A 23,719-nucleotide genomic window follows, 5' to 3' on the forward strand; every position below is an offset into this window, starting at 1 on the left:
TCACTGCAACCACTAGCGCGACGTTTACAGACGCTAACCAGGGAAATAACACTTCAAGAACGCAGTTTAATGTCACAAACAAGAGGGTCACAGTCTCGCTTATTGTCAGAGTGGGTTTGTAGCGCGTGCTGGCAGTGTGCGGCTGTGTATGGTGGGGTTTTACAAGGTGTGGTTTTGTGCTGGTTTAGTGTTTATCATGCCAGTTGTACAAGAGTGGCGAGGTTATGGGGTTTAACTCTCCAGGAAGAGTGCTAGAACAGCCCGCTCTCTCCTTATATAGTCTAGAAACCAGCCAATCCAACCCTGTGCTTCAACACCCAACAGGCAGCTGGCTAAAACAACCACACCACCCGCCGGTGTTAGCCAGCCTATAGGTGCTGACACCCGAGCTGCCACCCCACCCGCTCGCCTGTTGCTTCTGCTTGTGGGGTGTTACACGCGAGCCTGTAACCGTCGGCGTGCCACAAGCCCGGCTGCAACACCAGCTGCAAGCACGCCAGCTCCGGTTAAATACAGCCAGTCGGACGCGACACCACCGGTGAGTGGTAACGGTGGTGCAACAGCCACAAACTTACCACCCACAACAAACCAAATACCCCAAAAAAATGGGGGTCACGTAAACACGCAATCCTTTTTGTTTGCGTCTCGCACGGGCGTGTGCTGTTGTTTGTGAGCTTGTGTTGGTGTGTGAGCATATGGTGACGCGTGGAGTGTGGGGTGCTCGGGTGGGGCGCTCTTTTTGTGCCTTTGCGGGTTTGTTGGTGTGGGGCTGGTTTTGTTGTTGGGGTGGTTTGTTTGGGTGTTCTCTTGTTATGGGGGTTCTTTATTTGTTGGCGTGTGTTTGAGACTGTGGGTGAGTTTCCTATGCCGGGTGTTGTTAGTGTTACAGGAAGTGTTGTGTGTAACACTGATCCTAGATGGAATAAAGATTTTAGTTTTGATTTTGGTTATGCTTATTTACAGGGTAGGCGGGTTTCGAGGTTGTTTTCTGATCAGGTATGGTCGGGTAGTGATTGTGTTGTGACTGTTTATAAGGGTGATACTCCTGCTGGTTGGGTGTGGATGGATAAAACTCCTGTTGTGTTAAATCAGAGGAATGTTCAAGCTGCTGGTGGTGTTTTAGTTGGGTTGGATGTTGTGCGTGTTCTAGTTAACGCTCCGCCGTTGCTGTTTACTGGTGGTGTTGCGTCTGACTGGGTGTATTTAACTGGTGTGGGTGTGCTTGTGGCTGGTGTTGTGGCTGGGCTTGTGGTGCGTCGCCGGTTACGGGCTGAAGCACAGGGCAGTTAAACCGGGCTGTTTTATAGGTTAAGAAGGGGTGTGTGGACTGTTTAGTTCACACACCCTGTAGCAGAGTTGCGAGGCTGCATCAGGGCTGAAACAGTGGGGTTATTTGCAAATGTTGCGCCTGGCTGCAAAATCTGTTTTTGCGCGGAAAATCCCACGATTTTATGGGATAAAAAATTAGTGTCATAGGGGTGTATTAGGATTAATTCCACAGCTTTTGGAAGGCTCGAGAGTTATTCCAGATTTGATATTGTTTGCGTATTGTACTAATTTTGTAGCATGTGTAACTGAAAATGCACGTGTCTTATATATGTAAGGCTAATACTAATTAATGTTTAAGGAGTGGGTTATGCAAAAATCCCCTTACGGCAAAAGAGCTAAGTGTTTGGGCGCAGTAGCGTTCCTTTCACTTACTCTTTCTGCTCTAAATCCCGCTGCCGCGTTCGCAGAGTCCGGGGTTGCAACCGAAGAAGAAAATAAGCAGCAACTCGAGCAGCAGGTTTCTGCCGGTGGTGACGTTGCTTACGCGCCAGGGGCGGAAGGTTTTGTTGCAGCAGCTCGTGAGCTGCTGCAGAAAGACACGGTGCAACAGCAGGTGCCTAGCGAAGAGGAAGAGCAGGATGCGCCAGTAACCGAGCAAAATCCTGCAGAGTTTACGGAAGCACAAGCGGAGGTTCCTAATCCGCTTGATTTCGCTAGTCAGAAGCCTGATCCCGATAGCTTCTTGATCCCACAGGCTGCAGAGCGTTACAAAACCACCGCTGGCGATTACAAGATTGGGCAGCCACTTTCTGGTGGCAAGGCTAATGGCGCAGTTGTTTCAGGTCTTGAGAGCTACTACGATCAGTTAGTTAATTGGGGCAGCTGCAAAGGCTTCAGCCCAACAAATGACTCTTCGTTTGACAATGCTGCTCTCCAGTGCGGATATTTGATCGTGCCTGTTAACTACTCAAACCCTACGGGCCCAACCGCAGCTATTGCGCTGTTGAAAGTTCCAGCAAAAAAGCCTGATGAAAAGATCGGCACGGTTTTTGTTGATCCTGGCGGACCTGGCGGATCAGGCGTTTCAACCGCTGTCGCTATGTTTGATGCAACTGGCGAACTGCGTGACCGCTTTGACATTGTAGGCTTTGATCCGCGTGGCGTTGCAGCTTCGCTACCGATGATTCGTTGCAAATCTTCAGCTGCTTTTGACGCACAGCGCGGCGGCAGTGATGAGCTTAAAGCAGCGGATCTCGATAAGATCTTGAAGCACAACACAGAAGAGTGCTACAAGAACACAGGCAAGGGCTTCAATGTTAGCGGCGAAACTTTCATCAATAACGTGGGCACAACAAACGTTGTTAAAGACCTTGACATTGCTCGTTCAGCAGTGGGAGACAAGAAACTCAGCTATCTGGGTTACTCTTATGGTACTTCTATTGGTTACCATTACGCAAAGCAGTTTCCTGATAACATTCGCGCGCTAGTGCTTGACGGCGTTGTAAACCCGCTTCAAAATAATCCTGAGCTTGAAAAGAAATACTCTGAGTACACCAAAAACGTAGTTGGAGATCAGAATCTTTCATCAGAGCTTACACAGATTCAGGGATTCCAGGCTACATTCGAGCAGTTCTTGAAAGCCTGCGTTAAAGGCTTTAACAACAGACCTTGTGCGCTCGGTACCTCGACAGACACGAAAGTGCTGTTCGCAGAATATCAGAAGATCGTGCAAAAAGCTTGGGGTGCTAAAACTTATCAGACAAAAGAGGCTAAGCCACGTGCGGTTAGCTTCAACGACACCATTACAGGTGTAATCCTTGCGATGTACGGTGAGCACCTGTGGTCATACTTGAACATAGCTCTTCAGCAGCTGAAAGAGAGCAACGACGGCAGCACCATTATGTTGCTTGCTGACACGTACTATTCGCGTAACCCCTCCACAGGTCTCTATGGTTACGATGACTCTGCCTTTCAGACAATCTGGTGCAACGACAACGGTCAGGACATTAAGCATGACGATGCCAAAGTCATTGCTGAAGCTAAGAAGCGTTACGAACTAGCTCCTTTTACGGATCCGGGTCGTGATGCCAGCGGTAAACAGCGCGGTCTCGAGCCAGCAGCTGACTGGTGCACTTACTACAAGGTTAAAGATACCTTGCCACAGGGTGAAGAGCTAAAGGCTATGCCTAATATCCTTTACATCTCAACCACTTACGACTCTGCAACCCCTTATCAGGATGGTATTGTTGCGGCAGCTGTGACCGGCGCTACCGTACTGTCAGCTGTTGGTAACAGCCACACTTCGTACTATCCAGGAACTGGTGATTGCGTTGAAGAAATAACCAACCGTTATTTCGTTGACCTTATTGCTCCAACGGATATTACAGGAGCTACAGACGTTGACACTAAAGACATCTATTCAAGGGTAGTTAAGGGAAATCAGTGTCGGGTTGATTCTTTCCGTGCAGTTCCTAAACTGACCGTGAAAGAGGTGCAGCCAGCGGGTGGTGTAGCTGAGGTTTTAGCTACCGGTCTTGTTCGCAACACCGCTTACACCCTTGCTTTGCCTGAGGGATACGTTGCGGCTGAAGAAGGCGGCAATACGGTTGTTGCTGACGTAAACGGCGTGGCAATATTCCGTGTTAAACTTGCTGAGGGCTCAAAGCGTGGCGCGGCTGAATTCAAAGTTGCGCCAGCTGAAGGTGAGATCACCGATCCTCTGGTGACTGCAACAGCTACGTTGGAGCTGTTCACTGACGCTCCTGTTGTAGCACCTGATGTAACAGTTCCTGTGTCGTCTGAGAAGAAAGATGACGTTGCGAAAATCGCTAAAGACAAGAAACTAGTAAACACCGGTGGTGGCGACATTGCGCTTCCGCTACTGATTGCTGGTGGACTGCTGGTGGTCGGAGCTGGTAGCGTACTAGTTGCGCGCCGCAGGTCAGCAAAAGCATAGCCTTTAAAGTTAGGTTGCCTTAAGGTTCTATTGCTTAGGTTATAGAATCAAAACGGTAAAAGCCGGGTGGGATACTATACCGCCCGGCTTTCGCTGTGTGTTATGTTGTTGTGTGAAAGCGGATGCCACGCGCAATGGTGCGCCCGCAGAAAAGGGGCGCAGAAATAGTCACCGGTTGCGGAAGAAGTGCTTCAGCCTTGAAAAAGAGATGTCCACCGGAGAAGAAGGCATTACGCCTTAGGCAAATTATCGGAGTTGCAAAAAGGTCTCGATAGTTGCAGCAACTATCAACACCTTTTAATTTGAGAGTTAGCTTTAAGCTTAAGGGGTTAGCCGCGTGGGTCCGCGGAACAAGAAAGTGGTTTCACGAATAGAACTTTGCCCCAGCATGAGCATCAGCACGCGCGCAAGACCCATACCAAAACCGCCGTGAGGAGGCACTCCGTATTTAAAGAAGTTCAGATAAAAATCTATTTCATCAAGATCCATGCCCTTTTCTAGTGCCTGCTTCTTAATTACCTCAATGCGATGCTCACGCTGTGCGCCGGTAGAAATCTCAACACCCCGATAAATAAGGTCATAACTGCGAGTGAGGTCATCGTTGTCTTCGTGACGCATATGGTAGAACGGGCGAATAGAGCTTGCGTAGTCTGTTAGGAAAACAAAATCGTGGCCGTGCTTTTCTTTCACATATGCGAAAATCTGGCGTTCACCCTCGGGATCCATATCAGCATCACTGCGCGGCACCTCGTAGCCTCGCGACTTCACAATCTCCTTCGCCTCAGCTAGCGGAATACGCGGGAACGGTGCTGTCGGCACTTCAAGCTTAACGCCTAAGAGCTTCGCGATCTGATCGCCATGCTTTTCTTTAACCGCAGTGATACCCGCAACCATCAGCTCTTCGTGCAATTGCATAACATCTTCGTGAGTTTCAATCCAGCTAAACTCACAGTCAATGCTCGTGAACTCGGTTGCGTGCCTAGAGGTGAAAGACGGGTCTGCTCGGAAAGCGGTGCCAACCTCAAAAATGCCGCTAAGCCCTGCGGCCTGCGCCATCTGCTTGAACAGCTGCGGGCTTTGCGCCAGATATGCGGTTGTGTCAAAGTATTCTAGGCTGAACAGCTCGGCGCGGCTCTCGGATGCGCTCGCCATCAGCTTAGGAGTATGCACCTCAATAAATCCGCGCTCAAGCCAAACTTCGCGCAGGGCGTGCTCGAAAGTTGTTTGCACCTTAAAAATCAAGGCTTGCTCGGGACGCCGCAAATCGAGAAAGCGCCAATCCATCCGCACATCGATTGCGCTGTCGGGTTTCACAGGAGTCTCGGGGATAGCGGCAGAAACAACTTCAAACTTTGCGATTTGAATCTCAACCCCGCCGAGTTTTACGTGCTCGTTATGCTCAAGCTCGCCGGTAACAACAACAAAGCTACCGTTTGCAACCTCACTAATTGCCTGTGTTAGCTCAAAATTAGCGGTTTTTTTAGCATCCGCCTCGCTATCGAGTTCGCGCACAACTCTGCCGTTTACAAGCTGCACCGCCCCCGATTCGTCACGTAGCACAACGAACTGCACGTGTCGTTGGTCGCGCACTTTTTCAACCCAGCCGGCAACGGTAACGGTGCTCGCTTCAAGACCGCTTAATTCTGAAATAAGAACTCGATTAATCATTTGGCAATTTTACCACGCAGCCGCTTGAAAACTGCGAGAAATAGGGCGTTTGGGGCGGATGAGTGGGGCGGATCTGTTGGGCGGTTGGCTGGTGTAGGGTGCGGCGTGTACTGATATAGTGCGTAGAGATGGCGCGTAGAGATGGCGCGCAGAGATGGCGAGCAGATATGGCGAGCAGAGATGGCGAGCAGAGAATGGTGCGCAAAGATGGCACGTAGAGGTGTACGGTCCCTCGAGAAGGCGCTGCGCGGGGTGGGCATACGATGCGTGCAGATGTTAGGAGGCTAAGGAGGTAGCGCGATGGCAGAGGTGTATGGTCTTGCGCGGGGCGCAGTGCGGCGCAGTGCGGTGTAATGTAGTGTGTGCAGAGATGGCGCGGCGGTGCGTGCCGAGCAAAACTCGGGCTCGGCTATATTAGGCACTTTTTCAGCCCTCTTGCGTAGGCTGTATAGTGTGATAAAGCATAACAAAAACTCGCGGTTTGTGCACCTGGTGCGGCACGGCGAAGTAGATAACCCCGAGGGTGTTCTGTACGGCAGAATACCCGGTTTTAAGCTGAGCGAGCGCGGGCACATGATGGCGCAGCTCGCGGCAGATCACCTGGCAGATTCCGGGCGTAAAATTGGTGCCCTATACGCCTCGCCGCTGTTGCGTGCGCAGCAGTCGGCGCAGCCGTTTGCCGAAAAGTTCGGGCTTGAGGTAAACTCCGCGGGTGCCCTGATTGAGCCGAAAAACAAGTTCGAGGGAATGCGCACTCGCGGTGTGCGGGCGGCGCTGCAAGACCCCGCGCAGTGGCCGAAGCTGTGGAATCCGCTGCTGCCCAGCTGGGGCGAGCCGTATGCGCGCATTGCCCGCAGAGCCACCCGCTTCATGGATTACGCGCTGCAAGAGGTCGAGGCGTGCCAGATTCCGGGCGATGTTGTGTTGGTCAGCCACCAGGCTGTGATCTGGGTCGCGCACCGTAAGCTTAACGGTCTGCCGTTGCCGCACAATCCCGCCAAGCGACGGTGCGAGCTGTCGAGCGTCACAACCTTTGAAAAACGCTATGGTAGATGGCGCGAAGTCGCCTACGTGAGCCCCGCGCAGGGGTTGATTGTCAGTGGTAAAGACACGGGGGCGGTCTAATGAAAAAGCGGATCACAAGCTGTGCAATACTCACCGTGTTGGTGCTGTGCGGGCTTGCCGGGTGCTCAGCTGAGGAGTCGCTGAGCAAAATCACTAATCAGAACAACACCGGATACGTCGCCGGTGACGGCACGACAGTGTCGATTCCTGCCGAGCAGCGCACAATAACTGCCAAGTTTGCGGGCAAAACTGCCGACGGCGCAGAGCTCACCGACGCAGATTTTAGGGGATCGGTGACGGTAGTTAATTTCTGGTATGCAGGGTGCGCCCCCTGCCGCGCGGAAGCCACTGATTTCGCCGCCGCAGCGCACTCGTTTGAGCCTGAAAATGTGAAGTTTTTGGGCGTTAACACGCGTGATCAGGCGGCTCAGGCGACACAGTTTGAGCAGGAGTTTGGCGTGCCGTATCCGTCGATTATCGACGCTGCCAACGGGCGAGCTGTGCAGGCGGCTTTCGCGGGCATTGCGACGCTCAACTCGACACCAACAACGCTCGTGCTTGATAAGGAGGGGCGGGTTGCGCACCGGGTTGTCGGGCAGATTGCGGGCAAATCTCACCTCGAAACCTTGATCAAAGAAACTCTGCAAGAAAACTAGTGACGCGAGCGCCCAAATGCAAGAGCTGATCAGAGACGGGGCAATATTGCCGGCGCTTTTTGTGGCGTTCCTGGCGGGCGCGCTCTCGTTCTTTTCGCCCTGCGTGCTGCCGCTTGTGCCGGGCTATCTGGCATATGTTGGCGGATCGGCGGGTTACTTTGCAGTAGGCGGCGCGGCAGGTGGTGCGGTAAGTGGCGCAATAGGCAACACAGTGGGTGCTGTGGGAGACCGTGCGGCAGATAGCGCGCCGGGCAGTGTAACAGGTGGCATAACGGGAAACGCGCCGGGCCGCGCAGCAGACAACGTGGTCGCCGCGCGCCGTGCGAAGCTCCGGGTGTTTGCGGGGGCTGTGCTGTTTGTGCTCGGTTTCAGTGTGGTTTTTGTGGGTTTTTTCACGGTTTCAGCGGCTTTTGGAGCCTGGCTTATTAGTTACGAAAACGTCATAATGCGGGTTTTGGGCGCGGTTATAATTCTGTTGGGGCTTGCTTTTGTGGGGCTTATTAATCCGCTGCAAAAAACCCGCAAATTGAACTTGCAGCCCGCGACGGGGATTGCTAGCGCTCCGGTTTTGGGAGTCGCGTTCGCACTCGGCTGGAGCCCCTGCATAGGTCCGACCCTGAGCGTGATTCTAGCACTCAGCCTGCAAGAAGGCGGGGCGGGGCGGGGCACTCTGCTTGGCGTCTGCTACTGCCTGGGGCTCGGCGTCCCGTTTGTGCTGGTCGCGACGGGCTTTGCGTTTATGGCGAGCACGGTGCGCTGGGTTCGAAAATATCTGAAACAGATAAACTTTGCCAGCGGTGCTTTGCTAATCTTAATAGGTTTGCTGATGCTAACGGGGCTGTGGACGCAGCTAACCTACGCAATGCAGGCGTGGATCAGCGATTTCACGCCCGCGTTATGAGCTGGGAGCGGTGATTTATGATGTCTAGACCACACGATTACGACGACGGCTCGCCGGCCGCTGCTCGCCGAGAAACTGCGCCGCGGCCACTGGGTTTTGTGGGTTGGGCGCGCTGGGCCTGGCGCGGGCTGAGCAGCATGAAAGTCGCTCTGGTGCTGTTGTTGCTGCTCGCGATTGCGGCAATTCCCGGCTCGCTCGTACCTCAGCGCGGCGCGGATCCTAACGGCGTGGCGCAGTTTCGCAGTGACCACCCCGAGCTGTTTAAGGTTTTAGATGCATTCCCGATCCAGGCGTTCGATGTTTACGCATCGGTATGGTTTTCGGCAATATATTTGCTGCTGTTTATTTCACTGATCGCGTGTATCACGCCTCGCACGCTGCACCATCTGCGGGCTTTGCGGGCGGATCCGCCCCTCACCCCGTCACGGCTTAACCGCATGGTGGGATTTACCGAGCTGCGGCTCTCTAACTCGGCGGCGAGCGCGGCAGTAGTGCAGCAGAAAGCGCGCGAAATTATTGCGCACGCAAAATCGTTGCTCAAGAAACAGGGGTATCGGGTTGTTGTGCGCGAGCGCGGTCGCGGCGTGCGCTGCGCGGGCGAACTCTCGGATGCAGCAGAGCAAAGCCTTGGCGAGCTTTCGGTCGCAGCGGAACGCGGGTACTTGCGCGAAACGGGCAACCTGTTGTTTCACGCGGGGCTTGTCGGGGTGCTGGTGTTTGTCGCCGTCGGCAGCGGCGTGAAGTTTAACGGGCAAAAAGCCCTGCACGAGGGCGAAACCATGGTGAACGCGCTAATAGATTACGATTCGGCTAATTCTGGGCGTTATTTTGATCCGCAAACGCTCGATCCGTTTCGAGTCAGGCTCGACAAGTTCGAGGTGGATTATGTGCGCCCCGACGAGGGTGACCGCAGTTCGATCGGTTTTGCTAAGGACTATCGCGCGAAAGTCACAGTTGTTGACCGCGACGGCTCGTCACGGCAGGAGACTATCCGCGTTAATCACCCGCTGCGCGTCAATAACACACACCTGTATTTGACCGCTAACGGTTACGCGCCGCGGATTGTTGTGCGTGATGCTGAGGGCAAAATCGTGTTTGCCGAGAACGTGCTGTTTATTCCGCAGGATCAAAATCTCACCTCGCTCGGGGTTGTGAAGGTGCCGCACGGGCTGAGTTACGACGGCTCTGCAACGCAGCTGGGACTGCGCGGGTTCTTCTACCCGACCAAGGTTGACACCTCTTTGGGCGCGTTCACTTCGGCATACCCTGACCTTGAGAATCCGCTGCTCACGCTCGATGTTTTCGTTGGTGATCTGGGTATTAACGAGGGCATTCCAAAATCGGTATATGCTCTGGATGTTGCCAAAATGCAGCAGCTCGCGGGGCGGGGAGTGGATCAACCTGCGCTGCAGCTAAAAATCGGGCAGACCGCCCAGTTGCCGCAGCAGATGGGCACGGTTACGCTTGAGGCCGCGCCCAGATATGCAGCATTTGAAATTATGCGCGACCCGACCGCGGTGGGTGTTTTGGGCTCGTCTGTTATTGCGATTGGCGGGCTTGTGGTGTCGCTGTTTGTGCCGCGTCGCAGAATGTGGGTTAAGACCGTGGTTTGTGATGACGGCACGCTTGCGGTGCAGTATGCGGGGCTTGCGCGCGGTGATGATCCCACGCTTGAGAGCGCCGTTGCGCAGCTTGTCGCCAAGCACCGTTACTGTTTCTAAGTGTGATTAGTAGCCGCGCTCTGATTTGTCGTGTGAAAACCCGGTAAAATCGTACCGCAGCGCAACACCCTGTGGTGAACTTAGCAGCATCACGTCAACTAAAACCGCGCCTTTATGCGCGTTTGCCCCGGAGCATAAACCACAGGAGCACAGCCGTTTTTAACGACCTAGAGCTCGTTAAAAACCGAGGTGGTTTTTGCGGGAGCGGGATCTGCTGCCTGCTCGTTCTCGCTAAAGTTCAGCGCAACCGAGTTCATGCAGTAGCGGTCGCCCGTGGGCGTGCCAAAACCGTCGGGAAAAACGTGACCGAGGTGCGATCCACAAGCAGCGCAGCGTACTTCGGTACGGGTACGATTTAGCGAGTTGTCTTCTAGTAGCTCAACCGCCTCGGGTCGCACAACCTGGTAGAAGCTCGGCCAGCCGCAGCCGGAGTCAAACTTCGTGCCGCTCTGGAAAAGTTCGGCGTTACACCCCGCGCACCGGTACAGCCCGTCACGCGACTCGTGCAGTAGCTTGCCCGTGCCGGGTGCTTCGGTGCCAGCCTCGCGCAGAATGCGGTACTCTTCGGGGCTGAGTTGCGCGCGCCATTCGGCGTCGGTTTTCTCAACTTTTTTGCCAGTTTCGCTCACGATGGTCACTCCTTGAGGTTGAATTAGTTTGTGTGTTCAATTTTAGCTGCTGTTTTGACCTTGGTGATCCTCTGCTTAATATTTAACACTTGCATAAAACATCTGATGAGAGCACAATAGAAGGGTAAGTTTTTTGCTCGCGGTAGTTAGGTTTATTTTTTATGCGGCTAAATTTCCACAGGTTACGTGGCAAACTCGAAGCTGTGCTGCTCGCGTTTTTGCTTGTTGGCGCGTCCACGCTGCTGGCGCATCCAGCATTGGCGCAAAATGCCGCAACCACTGCTACGATCACAGCTGGCGCAAGACCCGCAGGGCAGCTGGAGTGGCTGGTTTCGGAGAGCCTGCAGCGAGAGTTCCAGACCACCGGCGGCGGGATAGTGGTGGATGGTAAATACGCGACACTGCAGGGCGCAGGAGCTGTTAAGCAAATAAGTTTCACGCAGGTTTCCGGGGGCGTTTGGAATCCTGCCAACAACATCGGCGAGGTGCACTATTACGGTAGCGCGCTTTTGCACAGCGGCACAAAGCCTGTGAGCAGCGTTGCAGTTAGGGATCCGCGAATAATTTCTGCGGATGGTAAAAAAGCCGTGCTCACGGCGCTCGGTGCGCGCGATGCGAGCGGAGCTGAAAAGCGCGTCACGATAGCGGAGCTAGACCTTGCCGCAGCAAAACCTAAGGTTTTAGCGAATGGTGTTATCGTTTTTGCTAGTGTGCCCGCGCAAGTTGCGGCGAATGCTGAGGCTGCCGCGTTTTTTGCGGGCAAGCACCGACCCGGGCACGAACTTGCCGCGCTCACTTTCTCAGTGGGCAACGCGGTTACGGTTGATGCTGCCGGGCTGCATCCGGCACAGCCTGGGTCAACACCGACACCAGCACCGCCGGACGGTTCGGATGATAGCGCGGGGCAACAGCCTGCCGCGCCAGCTGATCCGCCAGCTACCGATGGTAACTCAAACCCCGCCGGTGTGCCAGGATTTACCGGCAAAGCCGCCGTGGGCTCTTTAACGTGGGGCGTGCGCGAGACTTTCAGATACTATCTTTATGAGGGTCCAGCTCACGGTTTTGCGACCGTTGATGGCGAGCATGCCACGCGCATTAGTATTGGTGCGGGTCGGCACGAAGAGCTGTACCGATTCACGCAGGCTCCTAACACAAAATGGGATGCGGTAGCTAGCACCGGCGCGGTTGAGTATGCCGGAGTGGTTAATTTTAAGGGTCACCAGGGTGTCGGTACCGCAAATCCTGAAGCTTATGCGCTCGATGTGTCACTTGTGAATCCGCGGATCACCTCGCGCGATGGTAAAATCGCGGTGCTGTCAGTTGTGAACTATGACGAGCGGCTCAATGTTGCTGAGCTTGATTTGGCATCCGCTAAAAAAACTATCGATAGCGCGGCGGGCACTGTGACGTACACGGGAGTTGCTGCCAAGCTCACGAGTGACGGCGCGAAAGTTTTCTTCCAAAGCTTTTATCCGGTCGGCGAAAAGCTGCAGGATCTCACCTTTGTTGTGGGCTCTGCTGCAATAGCAGCTGCGGCTCCCGTGCCGGACACGAAAATAACCGCCCCCACGGGCACAGCTCCAACAGATGCGGAGCTGCCAAAGCCTGCGGCGGGAGCGGACGCGGTAAGCCAGAACGCCGGCTCGCTGGTGTGGGGCACCTCAACCTCGTTTGCGCGATACGTTGGTGAGGGGTATGTTGCCGGGCGCGCAACCCTTGTAAACACCGGTGGGCGCGTTACTGCCCGGGGTGTTTGCGGCAGCGTGGGCGAGTATGTGTTCCCGCAGTCGAGCCGTGATTTTGATTTTAATTCTGAAACCGGCACGGTCGCTTACAGCGGAATTATAAACTTCTGGGCGCATCACGGGCGGCTGAACCAGAGCCTGGTCAACCCCGTGATTAAGGTGCTAAATCAGCGTGAAGCTGAGCTTTATGTGAACGATACTTTCTGGGGGTTAATTGATTTAAACGGCGTTAAAAAAATCAGGTCCGGTAATAAAATCACCTGGCAGAATGCTCATTTTGTGCAGGGTTCTGGGGCGAATGCGTTTTTGAAGAGCGATTTTGATAGCAAGCAGCGGATACGCTTTGATCAAACCCTTAGCTTTACAGTTGGCGATAACGGCACGCCTGCTGGTTGCGGTACGGGCGGTAGCAGCTATGACCCTGCCGCTAAGCGACAGGCAGCCAGTGAGGCTAAGCAGAAAGAGGCGCTCGCTAAGGCTGCCGAGCAGGCTAAGCAAAAGCCCGAGGCGAAAAAGCAGCAAACAACTGTTTATAACGCTCAGGAGGCTGCCGAAGATGAGCCCGCGCAGACTAGTTACGAACTGTGGCTGTGGCTTGCTGCCGGGGTGCTTGTTGTAGGCGCGGCGGTTACCGCTGTTGCGGCGGCAAGGCGCTTAAAATAGCGTGTGCGTGAACGCCAGCGCGCGTGTAAGAGAGCGTGTGAACGCGCGTGTGAGTGCGCGACAAAACTTATTGGAGGAGAGTTATGCGAATTAGAAACTGTTTAGCTGTTACCGCGGTTGTGCTGGCTGGTGCGCTGGGAGTTGCGCCCGCGAGCGCTGATTCCCTGCAGCGTCCGGGAGGTGTTGTGCCTGCCACTACAGTTGCCGGTGCTGGCATATTCGTTATGGCGGGTGTATCCGACGGCTCTGGTGCGGCTGCGGCGCGGACGGGAGCATCCGCCACCAATGTGCGCTCAGCAGAGGTCGGCGTCTATGCCAGGCAAACCGAGTGCGCAATTTCCGGCGGGGTTATTAAGTGGGGCGTGCGCGAGAGTTTCCGCTCTTACATCTCGGGCAGTATCGCAAACGGCGAGTGGAACACCTCCGAGGGTGCCGACTATCAAACACCAAACTTTATTTTCAGTAACGGATCGGGCACGGTAACAGACGGTAATGCCGAAGCGAAGTTCCCCGGTAAAGTGCACTTTACCGGGCATGATGGTGTGCTTGATTTAACAATTTCCAACCCGACGGTTGAGATTCTGAACGCGGAGGAGGGTGTGCTCTACGCTGATTTGCGTTCAAACGACACCGAGGGCAAGGTTGCGGTTGATATTGAGCAAATTAAACTCGCCGCAATTGACTTGCGCGGCGCACTAAAAGCGGAGGCTGACACCCTGGTGTTGGAGCAGGCCAAGGTTACTCTAACAGAGGCGGGCGCTGCCGGGTTTGGTGGTTTTTACACAGCCGGTGAGGCGCTGGACCCGCTGAACATGACCGCAGTGGTTGCCGGTTGCGGTAAATCTCTCATTGGTGAGGCTGCGCCAGCGACCGCAACACCAGAAAAAGCGCAGCAGCCAGCCACAACCGAGGCAAAAGACACCGCGAGCGCTGAGATGCCGTGGACGCCAATTGCAATAGGCGGCGTTGCGCTGCTTATTATCGGTGTCTCTGCGGGCGTGCTCTTAAGCCGTAAAAAACCGGCAGAAACATCCGCTGGCGAATAAGCACCGCCGCAATCGATAATTGCGGGGGCGATTTCGAGTGTGTGCTCGTGTGCGATTGGGCTACGAGGGTTGTCTCGAGTGCGTGTCCGCACGGTCAGGCACTATAAAACAAGCGCGAGCCGTTTGATAACGCTAACCTGCGCGGGCACACGCTAAAAGCCACCGCTGCCGAGCAGTTCTACGCGGCTGGGCGCTAGCGAATAGGCAGCACGAGCGGTTCGCCCGTAACAGGGTTGGGCACTACCTCAACGGGGGTGTTGTACACCTTGCTGATAATATCCGCTGTGAGCACCTGCTGCGGTTCGCCAACAGCCCACAGCAGCCCGTCACGCAGCAGCGCGATGCGCGTTGCATAATAGGCGGCAAGGTTGAGATCGTGCAGCACAACAAGCACCGCCATACCGTGCGCGGCAAGGTCGCTCACTGTTTGTAGCAGCGCCTCCTGATGTTTCAAATCAAGAGCCGCAGTGGGTTCGTCGAGCATCACAACACCGGTGCGGGTTGCTAGAGTGCGGGCAAAACTAACGCGCGCGCGCTCGCCACCAGAGAGCGACGGCACTCTGCGCTCCGCGAGATGCTGCACCTCGGCAAGCTGCATTGAATCGCGGATAATCATCTCATCATTGGTGTCCGCCGTAGTTCCCTGCCACGGGGCACGCCCCATTTCCACAACCTCAATTGTGGTGAATGGAAAAGAAAGCTGATGCTCCTGCAGCATAACACTGCGTTGGCGGCTCATTTCGCGGAGATTCCAGCTGCGCAGCGGGGTGCCGAGCATTGACACATTGCCGCCGTCAGGCTCGTATTCGCCCGCGAGCGCTGAGAGCAGCGTCGACTTGCCAGCTCCGTTAGGGCCGAGCAGTGCTAAAACCTCACCGGCGCGTAAATCGATCGTGATGTCTTTTAGCAGGGTTTTACCGCCGCGCTCAACGCGCAGATGGTTCGCTTCGATAACGCTTTCTTGAATTTCGAGCGGTGCTGGTAAAAGCACTTGCTTTTTTGGCATTAACCCCATCCGCCAGCCTGTTTTCTTGTTTTGCGCAACATCCAGAAGAAGAATGGACCGCCGAGCAAGCTTGTGAGCATACCGATTGGTAGCTCTGTGAGCGGCATTATTGTGCGGCTGCCCAGATCGGCAAGGGTCAAGAGCAGCGCGCCGCCGAGCGCGCTGGTAATAACAAGTGGCAGGTGCGCAGGACCAAGAATCATGCGCATTAGGTGCGGAATCACAAGCCCCACAAATGCGATAATGCCGGTGAACGCAACCGCCGCGCCGACGATTACGGCAACTATAATGATTACGCTGATGCGCAGTGTTTCAACTTGCACCCCGAGATGCCTCGCGTTGCGCTCACCGAGCGAGAGTAGATCGAGCCTGCGCGAGATGTGAAAACTGTAAAAAATCGCGCATATAAGGGCAATTGTGACGATTGTAACCTGGCTCCAGCGCGCGCCTGAAATTGAACCCAGCTGCCAAAACACAAGCTGCTCGCGAGCGCTGGTGTCGCCCAGGTATGTGAGCAGGGCAATTCCCGCGCCGCACACTGCGTTTACCGCAATTCCCGTGAGTACGAGCGTTACAACCTCGGTGCGTCCGCTCGCGCGGCTCATAAAATACACCACGAGGGTTGCAATAAGCCCGGTTATTGCGGCGGCAGCGGCGATAGTCCAGATACCAAAAATTGTGACCCCAAAAACTATAGTAAAACCAGCCCCTAGTGCTGCGCCGCTACTGACACCAACGATGCTCGGCTCGGCTAGTGGATTACCAAAAATCGCCTGCATTAAAAGCCCTGCCAGCGCGAGAGCCGCGCCAACAATTGCGGCGAGCACAACGCGCGGAAAGCGGATAGACCAGAGCGTGTTATACAACCGCAGATCGGCCGGCTCACCATCAAGATTAACGCCGATTTTCTCGAGTAGAATATCAAGCACACTGTGCGGTGTTATTGCGAGTTGCCCGTTTAGCACCGAGAGCGCGAACGCTCCAATTAGCAGCACAATCAAAACACCCGCGAGTATGCTTGTGAGCATGACTTTGGGTCTGCCGGGCGAAATCTCTGCTGTCATGGTTAGCTATCAGTTTACCCTATCCATCTGTTGATTCTTAGGGTAGGCTGACTGGGTAGAATCTATTTGCCAGGTGGCTAGTAGGTTATAATCGGCACTGCTAAGAGATAGGGTATTTGTGAGTGTAACTAAAAAATTGTACGGGCGCGCTCGCGTAGCGTGCGTTTTTATGGCCATTACGCTATTGCTCGCGGGCTGTGCTCAGGGTGGGCATGGAGCATCCGCTGGCGAAGCTGCGGGGTTACCTCCGCTTGCTGAGATTGCCGCGGCAGCAAACCCGGCAGCGCTTAGCGGTCCAACGAGTGTGCCCGCCGCGCACTCTGCAATTGAGCCGATAACCAAAAACCCGCAGCCTCAACTGCCCGCCAAGGTGTTGTCGGTGCCACGCACGGGCAACGCAGAGGTAATAGTTAAGAGCGTTGAGCGGATCGTACCGCTCTCACTCACCGGCGCGGTTGCCGATTACGTGCAGGCGTACGGCTTCGCCAATAACATTGTGGGGCGCGATATTTCAACCAGCATCCCAGGTCGTGACGAGCAGATTCCCGTTGTTACAAGGGGCGGGCATAGCGTTGATGCCGAGTCGGTGCTGTCGCTCAACCCAACCCTCGTGATAACAGATGGCACCGTTGGCCCAGCTGATGTGATCGCGCAGCTGGCGGATGCCGGGGTTGCGGTGGTGTATGTTGATCCGGCAGCAAGCTATGAAGAGAGCTACAAGCAGGCGGAACAGGTGGCTGCTGCGCTCGGCGTGCCAGAGCTGGCGGAGCAGGTGATTTCAAGAGCCCGCGCGGCGATTACAGCTAAAGAAGCCGAGATTGCGCGGCTGCGCCCGAATGATGAGGGCAAGATTCCAAGCGCCGCTTTTCTGTATATGCGCGGCGCTGGTATTTTTTACCTGTTTGGGGAGGGCAGTGGCATTGACGCGCTGTTTGCGTCGCTGGGTGTGAAAGATGTTGCTAAACAAATCGGCTGGCAGGGGCAGCGCCCGATGAACGATGAGGCGCTTGTTTCTGCGGATCCGCAAGTGCTGGTTGTGATGACAAAGGGGCTTGCAAGCGTGGGCGGTGTTGATGGGATGCTCACAACGCACCCCGCAACCGCGCTAACAACTGCCGGGAAGAATCGGCGCGTAATTGATGTGCCGGATACGGCGCTGTTCACGAGCGCGGTGCGAGTGCCGCAGGTGCTTGACGGGCTGGCACGCGCGTTTTACGCACCCGAGTCTTTGCCCGCGTCAAAAGCTACCAAGTAGTCGGCTAATATTGGAGATATGGCAGAAAACTCAAAAATTAGCAGCGATCGTTTTGATGAGATGCCAATTGGCGGTGTTAAGGGTGCCAGATTAGGTGCTCACCGTGCCGCGCCTAAAACTCGCTACACCGGGCGCTGGGTGCTCGCGGTGCTCGTGATGACGGTTGTTTTCGCCTCCGCTGGAATCGTTTTTATCAGTATACAGGGCGCTGAGAAAACTGTTTTTTCTGACGCTGCGGTGCGCACTTTTGACCGCATTGAGGCGCAGAAACCTGCTACGCCCGAGCCTGAGACGCCGCCCGCAGCACCAGAGCTTGCCGATAAGGTAGACCCGAATCGTTCGGTTGCGGTTGTGAATGCCTCGCAGGTTGCCGGGCTTGCGCGGAGCGTGGCTAATCACGTTAAAGAAAATTCGCTGGGCATGATTGGTGTTGTTGGTAACGCAGAGCGCGGATCTGACGAGGTGTCTCGGGTGTATCATGTGCTACCTGAGCACGCTGAAGCGGCTCGCGCTTTGGCGCGCGAGCTAGGCGGGCTTGAGGTTGTTGAGAGTCGTGATTATGCCAGTTATGGTGCTGATTTGGTGGTTGTTTTGGAAGGTGGCTATGCAGGACCGGGTGCTCCTGAGCGCGCTGCGCCTTAGCGAGCTTACTTTGCCAGCTTGCGTGGCGGGACTGTGCGGTGAGCGCTTGTTTGACGGGGTTGCGTTCAGTGATCCTGCCTTAGAAAACCGCGCCTGGTGCAAGCGCTAGCTGTGAATTAGCACATAACCGATCCGCTTTGATGGCACTCTCAGGTGGAGAGTGCCAGAATTGATGTTAGCACTCACAATTCCAGAGTGCTAACCGCTCTGGAATTTTTATAACCCGAGTGAAAAACTATTAATTAGCAGAAAGGTACAGTTAAATGTCAAAGATAATTGCGTTTGATGAAGAAGCACGCCGCGGTCTTGAGCGGGGTCTTAATACGCTTGCCGACGCGGTTAAAGTGACGCTCGGCCCGCGCGGTCGCAACGTTGTGCTAGAGAAGAAGTGGGGCGCCCCTATTATTACCAATGACGGCGTTTCCATTGCTAAAGAGATCGAGCTTGACGATCCGTATGAAAAAATCGGCGCGGAGCTTGTGAAAGAGGTAGCTAAGAAAACCGATGATGTTGCGGGCGATGGAACAACAACAGCAACCGTGCTGGCTCAGGCGCTTGTGCGTGAAGGTCTGCGTAACGTTGCTGCGGGAAGTGACCCGATCGCGATTAAGCGCGGCATTGAAAAGGCTGTTGCTGCTATCAACAAGCAGCTGTTGAGCGATGCTAAAGAGATCGAAACAATCGAGCAGATTGCGGCCACCGCTTCAATTTCTGCGGCGGATCCTGAGATTGGTCGCCTAATCGCTGAGGCAATCGACAAGGTTGGCAAAGAGGGTGTTGTGACGGTTGAAGAGTCAAATACTTTTGGCACAGAGCTTGAGCTTACCGAGGGTATGCGCTTTGACAAGGGTTTCTTGTCGGCGTACTTTGTGACCGACGCAGATCGTCAAGAGGTGGTTTTTGAAGATCCTTACATTTTGATTGTTAATGGCAAGGTTTCTAATATTAAAGATCTTGTGCAGGTTGTTGAGCAGGTTATGCAGTCCGGCAAACAGCTTGTTTTGATTGCCGAAGATGTTGAGGGCGAAGCGCTCGCAACTCTTGTGCTGAACAAGATTCGCGGTATTTTCAAGTCGGTTGCTGTTAAAGCTCCCGGTTTTGGCGATCGCCGCAAAGCTATGCTGCAAGATATCGCAGTGCTTACGGGCGGTCAGGTGATCTCTGAAGAGGTTGGCTTGAAGCTTGAGAGCGCAACGCTCGACCTGCTCGGCACCGCGCGCAAGGTGATTATCACTAAAGATGAGACCACAATTGTGCAGGGTGGCGGTGAGCAGGAAGCGATTGACGGTCGCGTGTCACAGATCCGCCGCGAGCTTGAAAACACCGATAGCGAGTATGATCGCGAGAAGCTGCAGGAGCGGCTTGCAAAACTTGCCGGTGGTGTTGCTGTTATCAAAGCTGGTGCTGCAACCGAGGTTGAGCTGAAAGAGCGCAAGCACCGCATTGAAGACGCTATTCGCAATGCGAAAGCGGCTGTTGAAGAGGGCGTGCTGCCGGGCGGCGGTGTGTCGTTGATTCAGGCGGGGCGTGCTGTGTATGAGAGCACCAGCTTCGAAGGTGACGAGGCGGTTGGTGCGCGGATCGTGTTTACCGCTGTTGAAGCGCCGCTGCGTCAGATTGCGCAGAACGCGGGGCTTGAGCCAGGTGTTGTTGTGGATCGTGTTGCGCAGCTCGAGCAGGGCTTTGGGCTTAACGCGGCAACGGGCGAGTATGGCAACCTTGTTGAGCAAGGTATTCTTGACCCGGCTAAGGTGACACGCTCGGCGCTGCAGAACGCCGCGTCAATTGCGGGTCTGTTCTTGACCACAGAGGCGGTTGTTGCTGAGAAGCCAGAGCCTGCTAGCGCAGCTCCTGCTGATCCTGGCGCCGGAATGGATTTCTAGGTAACTAGAACTTAGAGGGGGCTTTAGAACCCGTGGGATACTTCCCACGGGTTCTTTTGCGCGTTTGCGGGGTGTTTTGTGGCGCTGTGCTCGGCTGAGAGTGTGTCTAGATGGTGTTTATGGAGCGTTTGGTGCACAATGTAGCCGAGTGCGTCTGTAGTGCGTTTTCGCGCGCCTGCGGGGCGTTTGTGTGTGCGAGGTTATTTGGATTTGACTTTTGCGGGGGGGGGGGGGGTAACCTAATCTATTAATCTGCTCCTGTGCGGGTTTGTTGGTGTTTTGCTGTTGCTTGCTACTGTTTTTGATTATTTTAGGAGATCGTATGAATCTTAAAAAATTTGCGGCCATTGTCGCATTGCCTGCCTTGGTTGCTGGCGGGCTGATTCTCACGCAGCCAGCTAACGCTGCTGCGCCCGGTGACATTAACCCGGGCGCTACAGGCTCAATTACCGTGCACAAGCATGAAGAACCCTCTGGGACTAAAGGTGTTGCTGGTGACGGTCAGCAAAAGCCCGTTGCTCCTGAGAAACCACTTCAGGGCGCGATGTTTAGCGTACAAAAAATTAGTGGCGTTGATCTTACAACTCGCGAAGGTTGGGAAAATGTTAATAACGTTGCGACTATGCTCAACGCCGGAGTCAATCCCGCGCTAGAGGGTGCGCCTGTGACCATGACCACTGGCGCAGATGGTATAGCTACTTTTTCAGGTCTGGCAGTTGGTGCTTATCTAGTTACTGAGACTCAGACGCCTGCGGGCGCTCTTAAAGCTGTAAATCCGTTTATTGTAACTGTGCCAAACCCAAATGGCGCTGACGGTGGCTGGAACTATAACGTTCACGTTTACCCAAAAAACTCGGTGAGTAAAAAACCGGTTAAAGAGTTGGATGATACTACCGCGACAAAGATCGGAGACAATGTAAAGTGGACTGTAACTCAGACGCTTCCTGAGCTTCCAGCGGGCGTAGAGTTTAGCAAAGTTAGCTTTAGTGATACCCTAGTTAACAATCTCCGGTTTGTTGATGGATCCCTTGTCGTAAAAGTTGATGGTCAGGGTGTTGATTTCACAGATATTGTAGCTGGTCAAACTATTACAGCTGAGGTTGATAATCCTGGTAATCTGCGATCAGGTCAGAAAGTTACTTATGAGTTCCAAACTATGATTGCAACGGCGGGCGCGATTAAGAACGTTGCTTCGACAACTGTTGAAACAACCAACGGTGGCAGCTCTACAGATGGCACTACTCCGGTAGATGATCCCACTGTTCCAACCGTAATTATCGGTCATATAAACATTCAGAACTATGTTGCCGATAGTGATAACGCGCCCGGTGGCCCTGTTGCGTTATCCGGTGGTGTTTTCGAGGTTTATAAAGGCGAAGACTGCGCAGGCGGTAAAATCGACGGGCTGGGAGACCTAACCGCTGGCGACAACGGAAAATTAGCTGCTGCTATCGCTCTTAAAGAGGGCAAGTACGGAGTAAAACAGGTTATGGCACCGGTTGGATACGTGCTCAATAACGGATGCATTCCAGTTGCGGTTACAACCGCGAACGCTGCGGATGACCCTGTTTTTGCAACTGTTTACAACAGTAAAGCCACTGTTCCCGCTCTTCCTTTGACCGGTGCGCAAGGTCAGGTAATTCTGCTGGCTGTTGGTGGAGTGCTGGTTCTTGTGGGCCTTGTAGCTGTTGTTGCTGTGCGTTGTAAGCGTGCGCTTGTTGCAAGTAAGTAGTTTGCACAAATAGATGTCTTATTTTTCGTAATAGGTTGAACCCAAAAAGCGGGTGGGTGTTGTGTGATTAGGTTCACGCGGTGCCCACTTTTTGTATTCTGTCCTATATTTATCTTCTAATCCCATTGCCTTTTCCTTTCCTAGCTGCATTTTAAGATTTGACTTTTGCGGGGGGGGGGGGGGTAACCTAATTTATTAATCTGCTCCTGTGCGGGTTTGTTGGTGTTTTGCTGTTGCTTGCTACTGTTTTTGATTATTTTAGGAGATCGTATGAATCTTAAAAAATTTGCGGCCATTGTCGCATTGCCTGCCTTGGTTGCTGGCGGGCTGATTCTCACGCAGCCAGCTAACGCTGCTGCGCCCGGCGACATCGATAAAAACCGGCAAGGCTCGATTGTGATACATAAACACCAGCAGGATGGTACTGCTGGTGCAGCCGGAACGGGTAAACCTGTGACCACGCCTCTTGCTTCAAGGGCAATTGAGGGCGTAACATTTTCGGTACAGAAAATTAATGTGGATCTTACAACCAGCGCGGGATGGCAAAATATCGGAGCTCTAACCGCAACTGCTGCTGCGGGTATGCTAACTGGCAACGCAACTAATGAGACAACTGACGCCAACGGTGACGCTACATTTAGTAATCTCGAAGTTGGCGCTTACCTGGTTACAGAAACTCAGGCTCCTGCCGGTGTAATTAAAGCATCGCCGTTTATTGTTACCGTGCCGCATCCAAACGGTAACGGCGATTGGAACTATGAAGTGCATGTGTACCCAAAAAACTCGGTGACTGAAAAGCCAACTAAGCAGCTGGATTCTACTACCGCCACAAAGGTTGGCGACAAAGTAAAATGGACTGTTACACAGAAACTTCCTGACCTTAAAGCGGGCGCAATGTTCAACGAGGTTAGCTTCCGCGATAATCTCGTTACCAACCTGAAGTATGTTGACAACTCGATGGTTGTAAAAGCTGGACCCGAAGACGCACTCATGGCAGTTAATTTCACTGTGGCTATAGCTGGTCAGGAAGTTTCAGCAGAGGTTGAGGATCCAAGCACTCTTATGTCAGGTCAAATTGTTACATTTGAGTTTGAAACTACAATCGAAGCGGCGGGCGAGATTAAGAACGTTGCTTCGGTAACCGTTAGAGCAACCGACGGTAGTGGCACTACAGATCAAACTCCTCCAATGGATGATCCGGCAGCCCCTGTTCTTATTATCGGACATCTTGACGTTCATAACCTTGTTGAAGGAACCGCTGACGCAATATCTGGTGGCGTATTTGAGGTTTACAGTGGCAATACTTGTGAAGCAGGAAATAAAATCGACGGGCTGGGAAACCTAACCGCTGGCGATAATGGTAAGTTGGCTAAACCAGTTGCTTTGAAAGCGGGAGATTATAGCGTAAAGCAGGTTACAGCTCCGGTTGGGTACACGCTTAACACTGAATGCATCCCTGTTAGCATCACAACCGCTAACCCTGAGAACAACCCTGTTCTTGCAACTGTTTATAACAGCAAAGCTACTGTTCCCGTTCTTCCCTTGACCGGTGCTCAAAGTCAGGTAATTCTACTTGTTGCTGGCGGAGCGCTTGTGGTGGCTGGTTTGGTAGCTGTTGTTGCTGTGCGTCGTAAGCGTGCGCTTGTTGCAAGCAAATAGCTCTGCGACATAAATAAGCTTCCTATTCTCGCTAATAGGTTTAACCAAAAAAGCGGGTGGGTGCTGTGTGATTAGGTTCACACAGCACCCACTTTTTGTTTTTGATCAGTTCTTAATTGAATCTATGATTTGACTTTTCCGGGGGGGGGGGGGTAACCT

General features: G+C 53.8%; 18 protein-coding genes. 13 read left to right on the forward strand and 5 right to left on the reverse strand.

What is annotated here, in order from left to right; all coding sequences use genetic code 11:
- Positions 1-432: 432 nt before the first annotated feature.
- Positions 433-567 carry an LPXTG cell wall anchor domain-containing protein gene (locus tag KJY78_RS06575; protein ID WP_214337393.1) on the reverse strand — a complete coding sequence of 45 codons (135 nt, stop codon included), beginning with the start codon at positions 565-567 and terminating at the stop codon, positions 433-435.
- A 270-nt stretch (positions 568-837) separates the two neighbouring features.
- Between KJY78_RS06575 and KJY78_RS04340 the strand changes: the two genes are divergently transcribed.
- Both KJY78_RS04340 and KJY78_RS04345 read left to right on the forward strand, forming a co-directional pair.
- Complete coding sequence (locus KJY78_RS04340; RefSeq protein ID WP_214337394.1) at positions 838-1,290, forward strand: hypothetical protein; 453 nt, start codon at positions 838-840, stop codon at positions 1,288-1,290.
- Between the two features lie 346 nt (positions 1,291-1,636).
- Positions 1,637-4,225 carry an alpha/beta fold hydrolase gene (locus tag KJY78_RS04345; protein ID WP_214337395.1) on the forward strand — a complete coding sequence of 863 codons (2,589 nt, stop codon included), beginning with the start codon at positions 1,637-1,639 and terminating at the stop codon, positions 4,223-4,225.
- A 321-nt stretch (positions 4,226-4,546) separates the two neighbouring features.
- Here KJY78_RS04345 and aspS read toward each other — a convergent pair whose 3' ends face one another.
- Positions 4,547-5,893 (reverse strand): aspartate--tRNA(Asn) ligase, encoded by a 1,347-nt coding sequence (gene aspS, locus KJY78_RS04350; RefSeq protein WP_214337396.1) that lies wholly within the window; start codon positions 5,891-5,893, stop codon positions 4,547-4,549.
- 453 nt (positions 5,894-6,346) lie between these two features.
- Between aspS and KJY78_RS04355 the strand changes: the two genes are divergently transcribed.
- From KJY78_RS04355 to resB, 4 genes are read left to right on the forward strand one after another with little or no spacing between them, the layout of a single operon-like run.
- Positions 6,347-7,018, forward strand: coding sequence for a histidine phosphatase family protein (locus KJY78_RS04355; protein ID WP_348771194.1), 672 nt, complete (start codon positions 6,347-6,349; stop codon positions 7,016-7,018).
- Positions 7,018-7,614, forward strand: a complete 597-nt coding sequence (locus KJY78_RS04360) for a TlpA family protein disulfide reductase (protein WP_214337397.1) — start codon at positions 7,018-7,020, stop codon at positions 7,612-7,614. Before KJY78_RS04355 ends, KJY78_RS04360 begins: the two co-directional genes overlap by 1 nt.
- A 16-nt stretch (positions 7,615-7,630) precedes the next feature.
- Positions 7,631-8,515: a cytochrome c biogenesis CcdA family protein gene (locus tag KJY78_RS06730; RefSeq protein WP_284675999.1), complete on the forward strand. Its 885-nt coding sequence runs from the start codon at positions 7,631-7,633 to the stop codon at positions 8,513-8,515.
- 17 nt (positions 8,516-8,532) lie between these two features.
- On the forward strand, positions 8,533-10,236 hold the full coding sequence (gene resB / locus KJY78_RS04370; protein ID WP_250544180.1) for a cytochrome c biogenesis protein ResB: 1,704 nt from the start codon (positions 8,533-8,535) through the stop codon (positions 10,234-10,236).
- Between the two features lie 167 nt (positions 10,237-10,403).
- On the opposite strand, the gene msrB is transcribed toward resB, so the two are convergent.
- The gene (gene msrB / locus KJY78_RS04375) at positions 10,404-10,865 is read right to left on the reverse strand and encodes a peptide-methionine (R)-S-oxide reductase MsrB (protein ID WP_214337398.1); all 462 of its coding nucleotides are present in this window, start codon (positions 10,863-10,865) and stop codon (positions 10,404-10,406) included.
- A 161-nt stretch (positions 10,866-11,026) separates the two neighbouring features.
- Between msrB and KJY78_RS04380 the strand changes: the two genes are divergently transcribed.
- Positions 11,027-13,273: an HtaA domain-containing protein gene (locus KJY78_RS04380; RefSeq protein ID WP_214337399.1), complete on the forward strand. Its 2,247-nt coding sequence runs from the start codon at positions 11,027-11,029 to the stop codon at positions 13,271-13,273.
- A gap of 83 nt (positions 13,274-13,356) precedes the next feature.
- Positions 13,357-14,319: an HtaA domain-containing protein gene (locus tag KJY78_RS04385; protein WP_214337400.1), complete on the forward strand. Its 963-nt coding sequence runs from the start codon at positions 13,357-13,359 to the stop codon at positions 14,317-14,319.
- A 193-nt stretch (positions 14,320-14,512) separates the two neighbouring features.
- Here the strand turns inward: KJY78_RS04385 and KJY78_RS04390 are convergent, their stop codons facing one another.
- Entirely contained in the window at positions 14,513-15,325 is an 813-nt protein-coding gene (locus KJY78_RS04390; protein WP_250544181.1) for a heme ABC transporter ATP-binding protein, read from the reverse strand.
- Complete coding sequence (locus tag KJY78_RS04395) at positions 15,325-16,389, reverse strand: FecCD family ABC transporter permease (protein ID WP_214337402.1); 1,065 nt, start codon at positions 16,387-16,389, stop codon at positions 15,325-15,327. Before KJY78_RS04395 ends, KJY78_RS04390 begins: the two co-directional genes overlap by 1 nt.
- Before the next feature lie 169 nt (positions 16,390-16,558).
- On the opposite strand from KJY78_RS04395, the gene KJY78_RS04400 reads away from it, so the two are divergent.
- The 5 genes from KJY78_RS04400 to KJY78_RS04420 all read left to right on the forward strand — a co-directional run bounded on the left by KJY78_RS04400 (position 16,559) and on the right by KJY78_RS04420 (position 23,560).
- A complete protein-coding gene (locus KJY78_RS04400; protein WP_214337403.1) occupies positions 16,559-17,644 on the forward strand; it encodes a heme/hemin ABC transporter substrate-binding protein in 1,086 nt (361 codons plus the stop codon).
- A gap of 18 nt (positions 17,645-17,662) precedes the next feature.
- A complete protein-coding gene (locus KJY78_RS04405) occupies positions 17,663-18,286 on the forward strand; it encodes a LytR C-terminal domain-containing protein (protein WP_214337404.1) in 624 nt (207 codons plus the stop codon).
- Positions 18,287-18,549: 263 nt separating this feature from the next.
- Positions 18,550-20,169, forward strand: coding sequence for a chaperonin GroEL (gene groL, locus KJY78_RS04410; RefSeq protein WP_214337405.1), 1,620 nt, complete (start codon positions 18,550-18,552; stop codon positions 20,167-20,169).
- Positions 20,170-20,491: 322 nt separating this feature from the next.
- Complete coding sequence (locus tag KJY78_RS04415; protein ID WP_214337406.1) at positions 20,492-21,901, forward strand: SpaH/EbpB family LPXTG-anchored major pilin; 1,410 nt, start codon at positions 20,492-20,494, stop codon at positions 21,899-21,901.
- Between the two features lie 270 nt (positions 21,902-22,171).
- The gene (locus tag KJY78_RS04420) at positions 22,172-23,560 is read left to right on the forward strand and encodes a SpaH/EbpB family LPXTG-anchored major pilin (RefSeq protein ID WP_214337407.1); all 1,389 of its coding nucleotides are present in this window, start codon (positions 22,172-22,174) and stop codon (positions 23,558-23,560) included.
- Positions 23,561-23,719 lie beyond the last annotated feature (159 nt).

Origin of the sequence: Canibacter zhuwentaonis (assembly GCF_018531145.1) — a bacterium.
In the GTDB taxonomy this organism is placed as follows: Bacteria; Actinomycetota; Actinomycetes; order Actinomycetales; family Microbacteriaceae; genus Canibacter; species Canibacter zhuwentaonis.

Bases quoted from the DNA above. Each gene is read 5' to 3' on its own strand.
- KJY78_RS04345 (WP_214337395.1), top strand. From the start codon at position 1,637: ATGCAAAAATCCCCTTACGGCAAAAGAGCTAAGTGTTTGGGCGCAGTA.
- aspS (WP_214337396.1), bottom strand. From the start codon at position 5,893: ATGATTAATCGAGTTCTTATTTCAGAATTAAGCGGTCTTGAAGCGAGC.
- KJY78_RS04360 (WP_214337397.1), top strand. From the start codon at position 7,018: ATGAAAAAGCGGATCACAAGCTGTGCAATACTCACCGTGTTGGTGCTG.
- KJY78_RS06730 (WP_284675999.1), top strand. From the start codon at position 7,631: ATGCAAGAGCTGATCAGAGACGGGGCAATATTGCCGGCGCTTTTTGTG.
- resB (WP_250544180.1), top strand. From the start codon at position 8,533: ATGATGTCTAGACCACACGATTACGACGACGGCTCGCCGGCCGCTGCT.
- KJY78_RS04380 (WP_214337399.1), top strand. From the start codon at position 11,027: ATGCGGCTAAATTTCCACAGGTTACGTGGCAAACTCGAAGCTGTGCTG.
- KJY78_RS04385 (WP_214337400.1), top strand. From the start codon at position 13,357: ATGCGAATTAGAAACTGTTTAGCTGTTACCGCGGTTGTGCTGGCTGGT.
- KJY78_RS04390 (WP_250544181.1), bottom strand. From the start codon at position 15,325: ATGCCAAAAAAGCAAGTGCTTTTACCAGCACCGCTCGAAATTCAAGAA.
- KJY78_RS04395 (WP_214337402.1), bottom strand. From the start codon at position 16,389: ATGACAGCAGAGATTTCGCCCGGCAGACCCAAAGTCATGCTCACAAGC.
- KJY78_RS04400 (WP_214337403.1), top strand. From the start codon at position 16,559: ATGGCCATTACGCTATTGCTCGCGGGCTGTGCTCAGGGTGGGCATGGA.
- KJY78_RS04405 (WP_214337404.1), top strand. From the start codon at position 17,663: ATGGCAGAAAACTCAAAAATTAGCAGCGATCGTTTTGATGAGATGCCA.
- groL (WP_214337405.1), top strand. From the start codon at position 18,550: ATGTCAAAGATAATTGCGTTTGATGAAGAAGCACGCCGCGGTCTTGAG.
- KJY78_RS04415 (WP_214337406.1), top strand. From the start codon at position 20,492: ATGAATCTTAAAAAATTTGCGGCCATTGTCGCATTGCCTGCCTTGGTT.
- KJY78_RS04420 (WP_214337407.1), top strand. From the start codon at position 22,172: ATGAATCTTAAAAAATTTGCGGCCATTGTCGCATTGCCTGCCTTGGTT.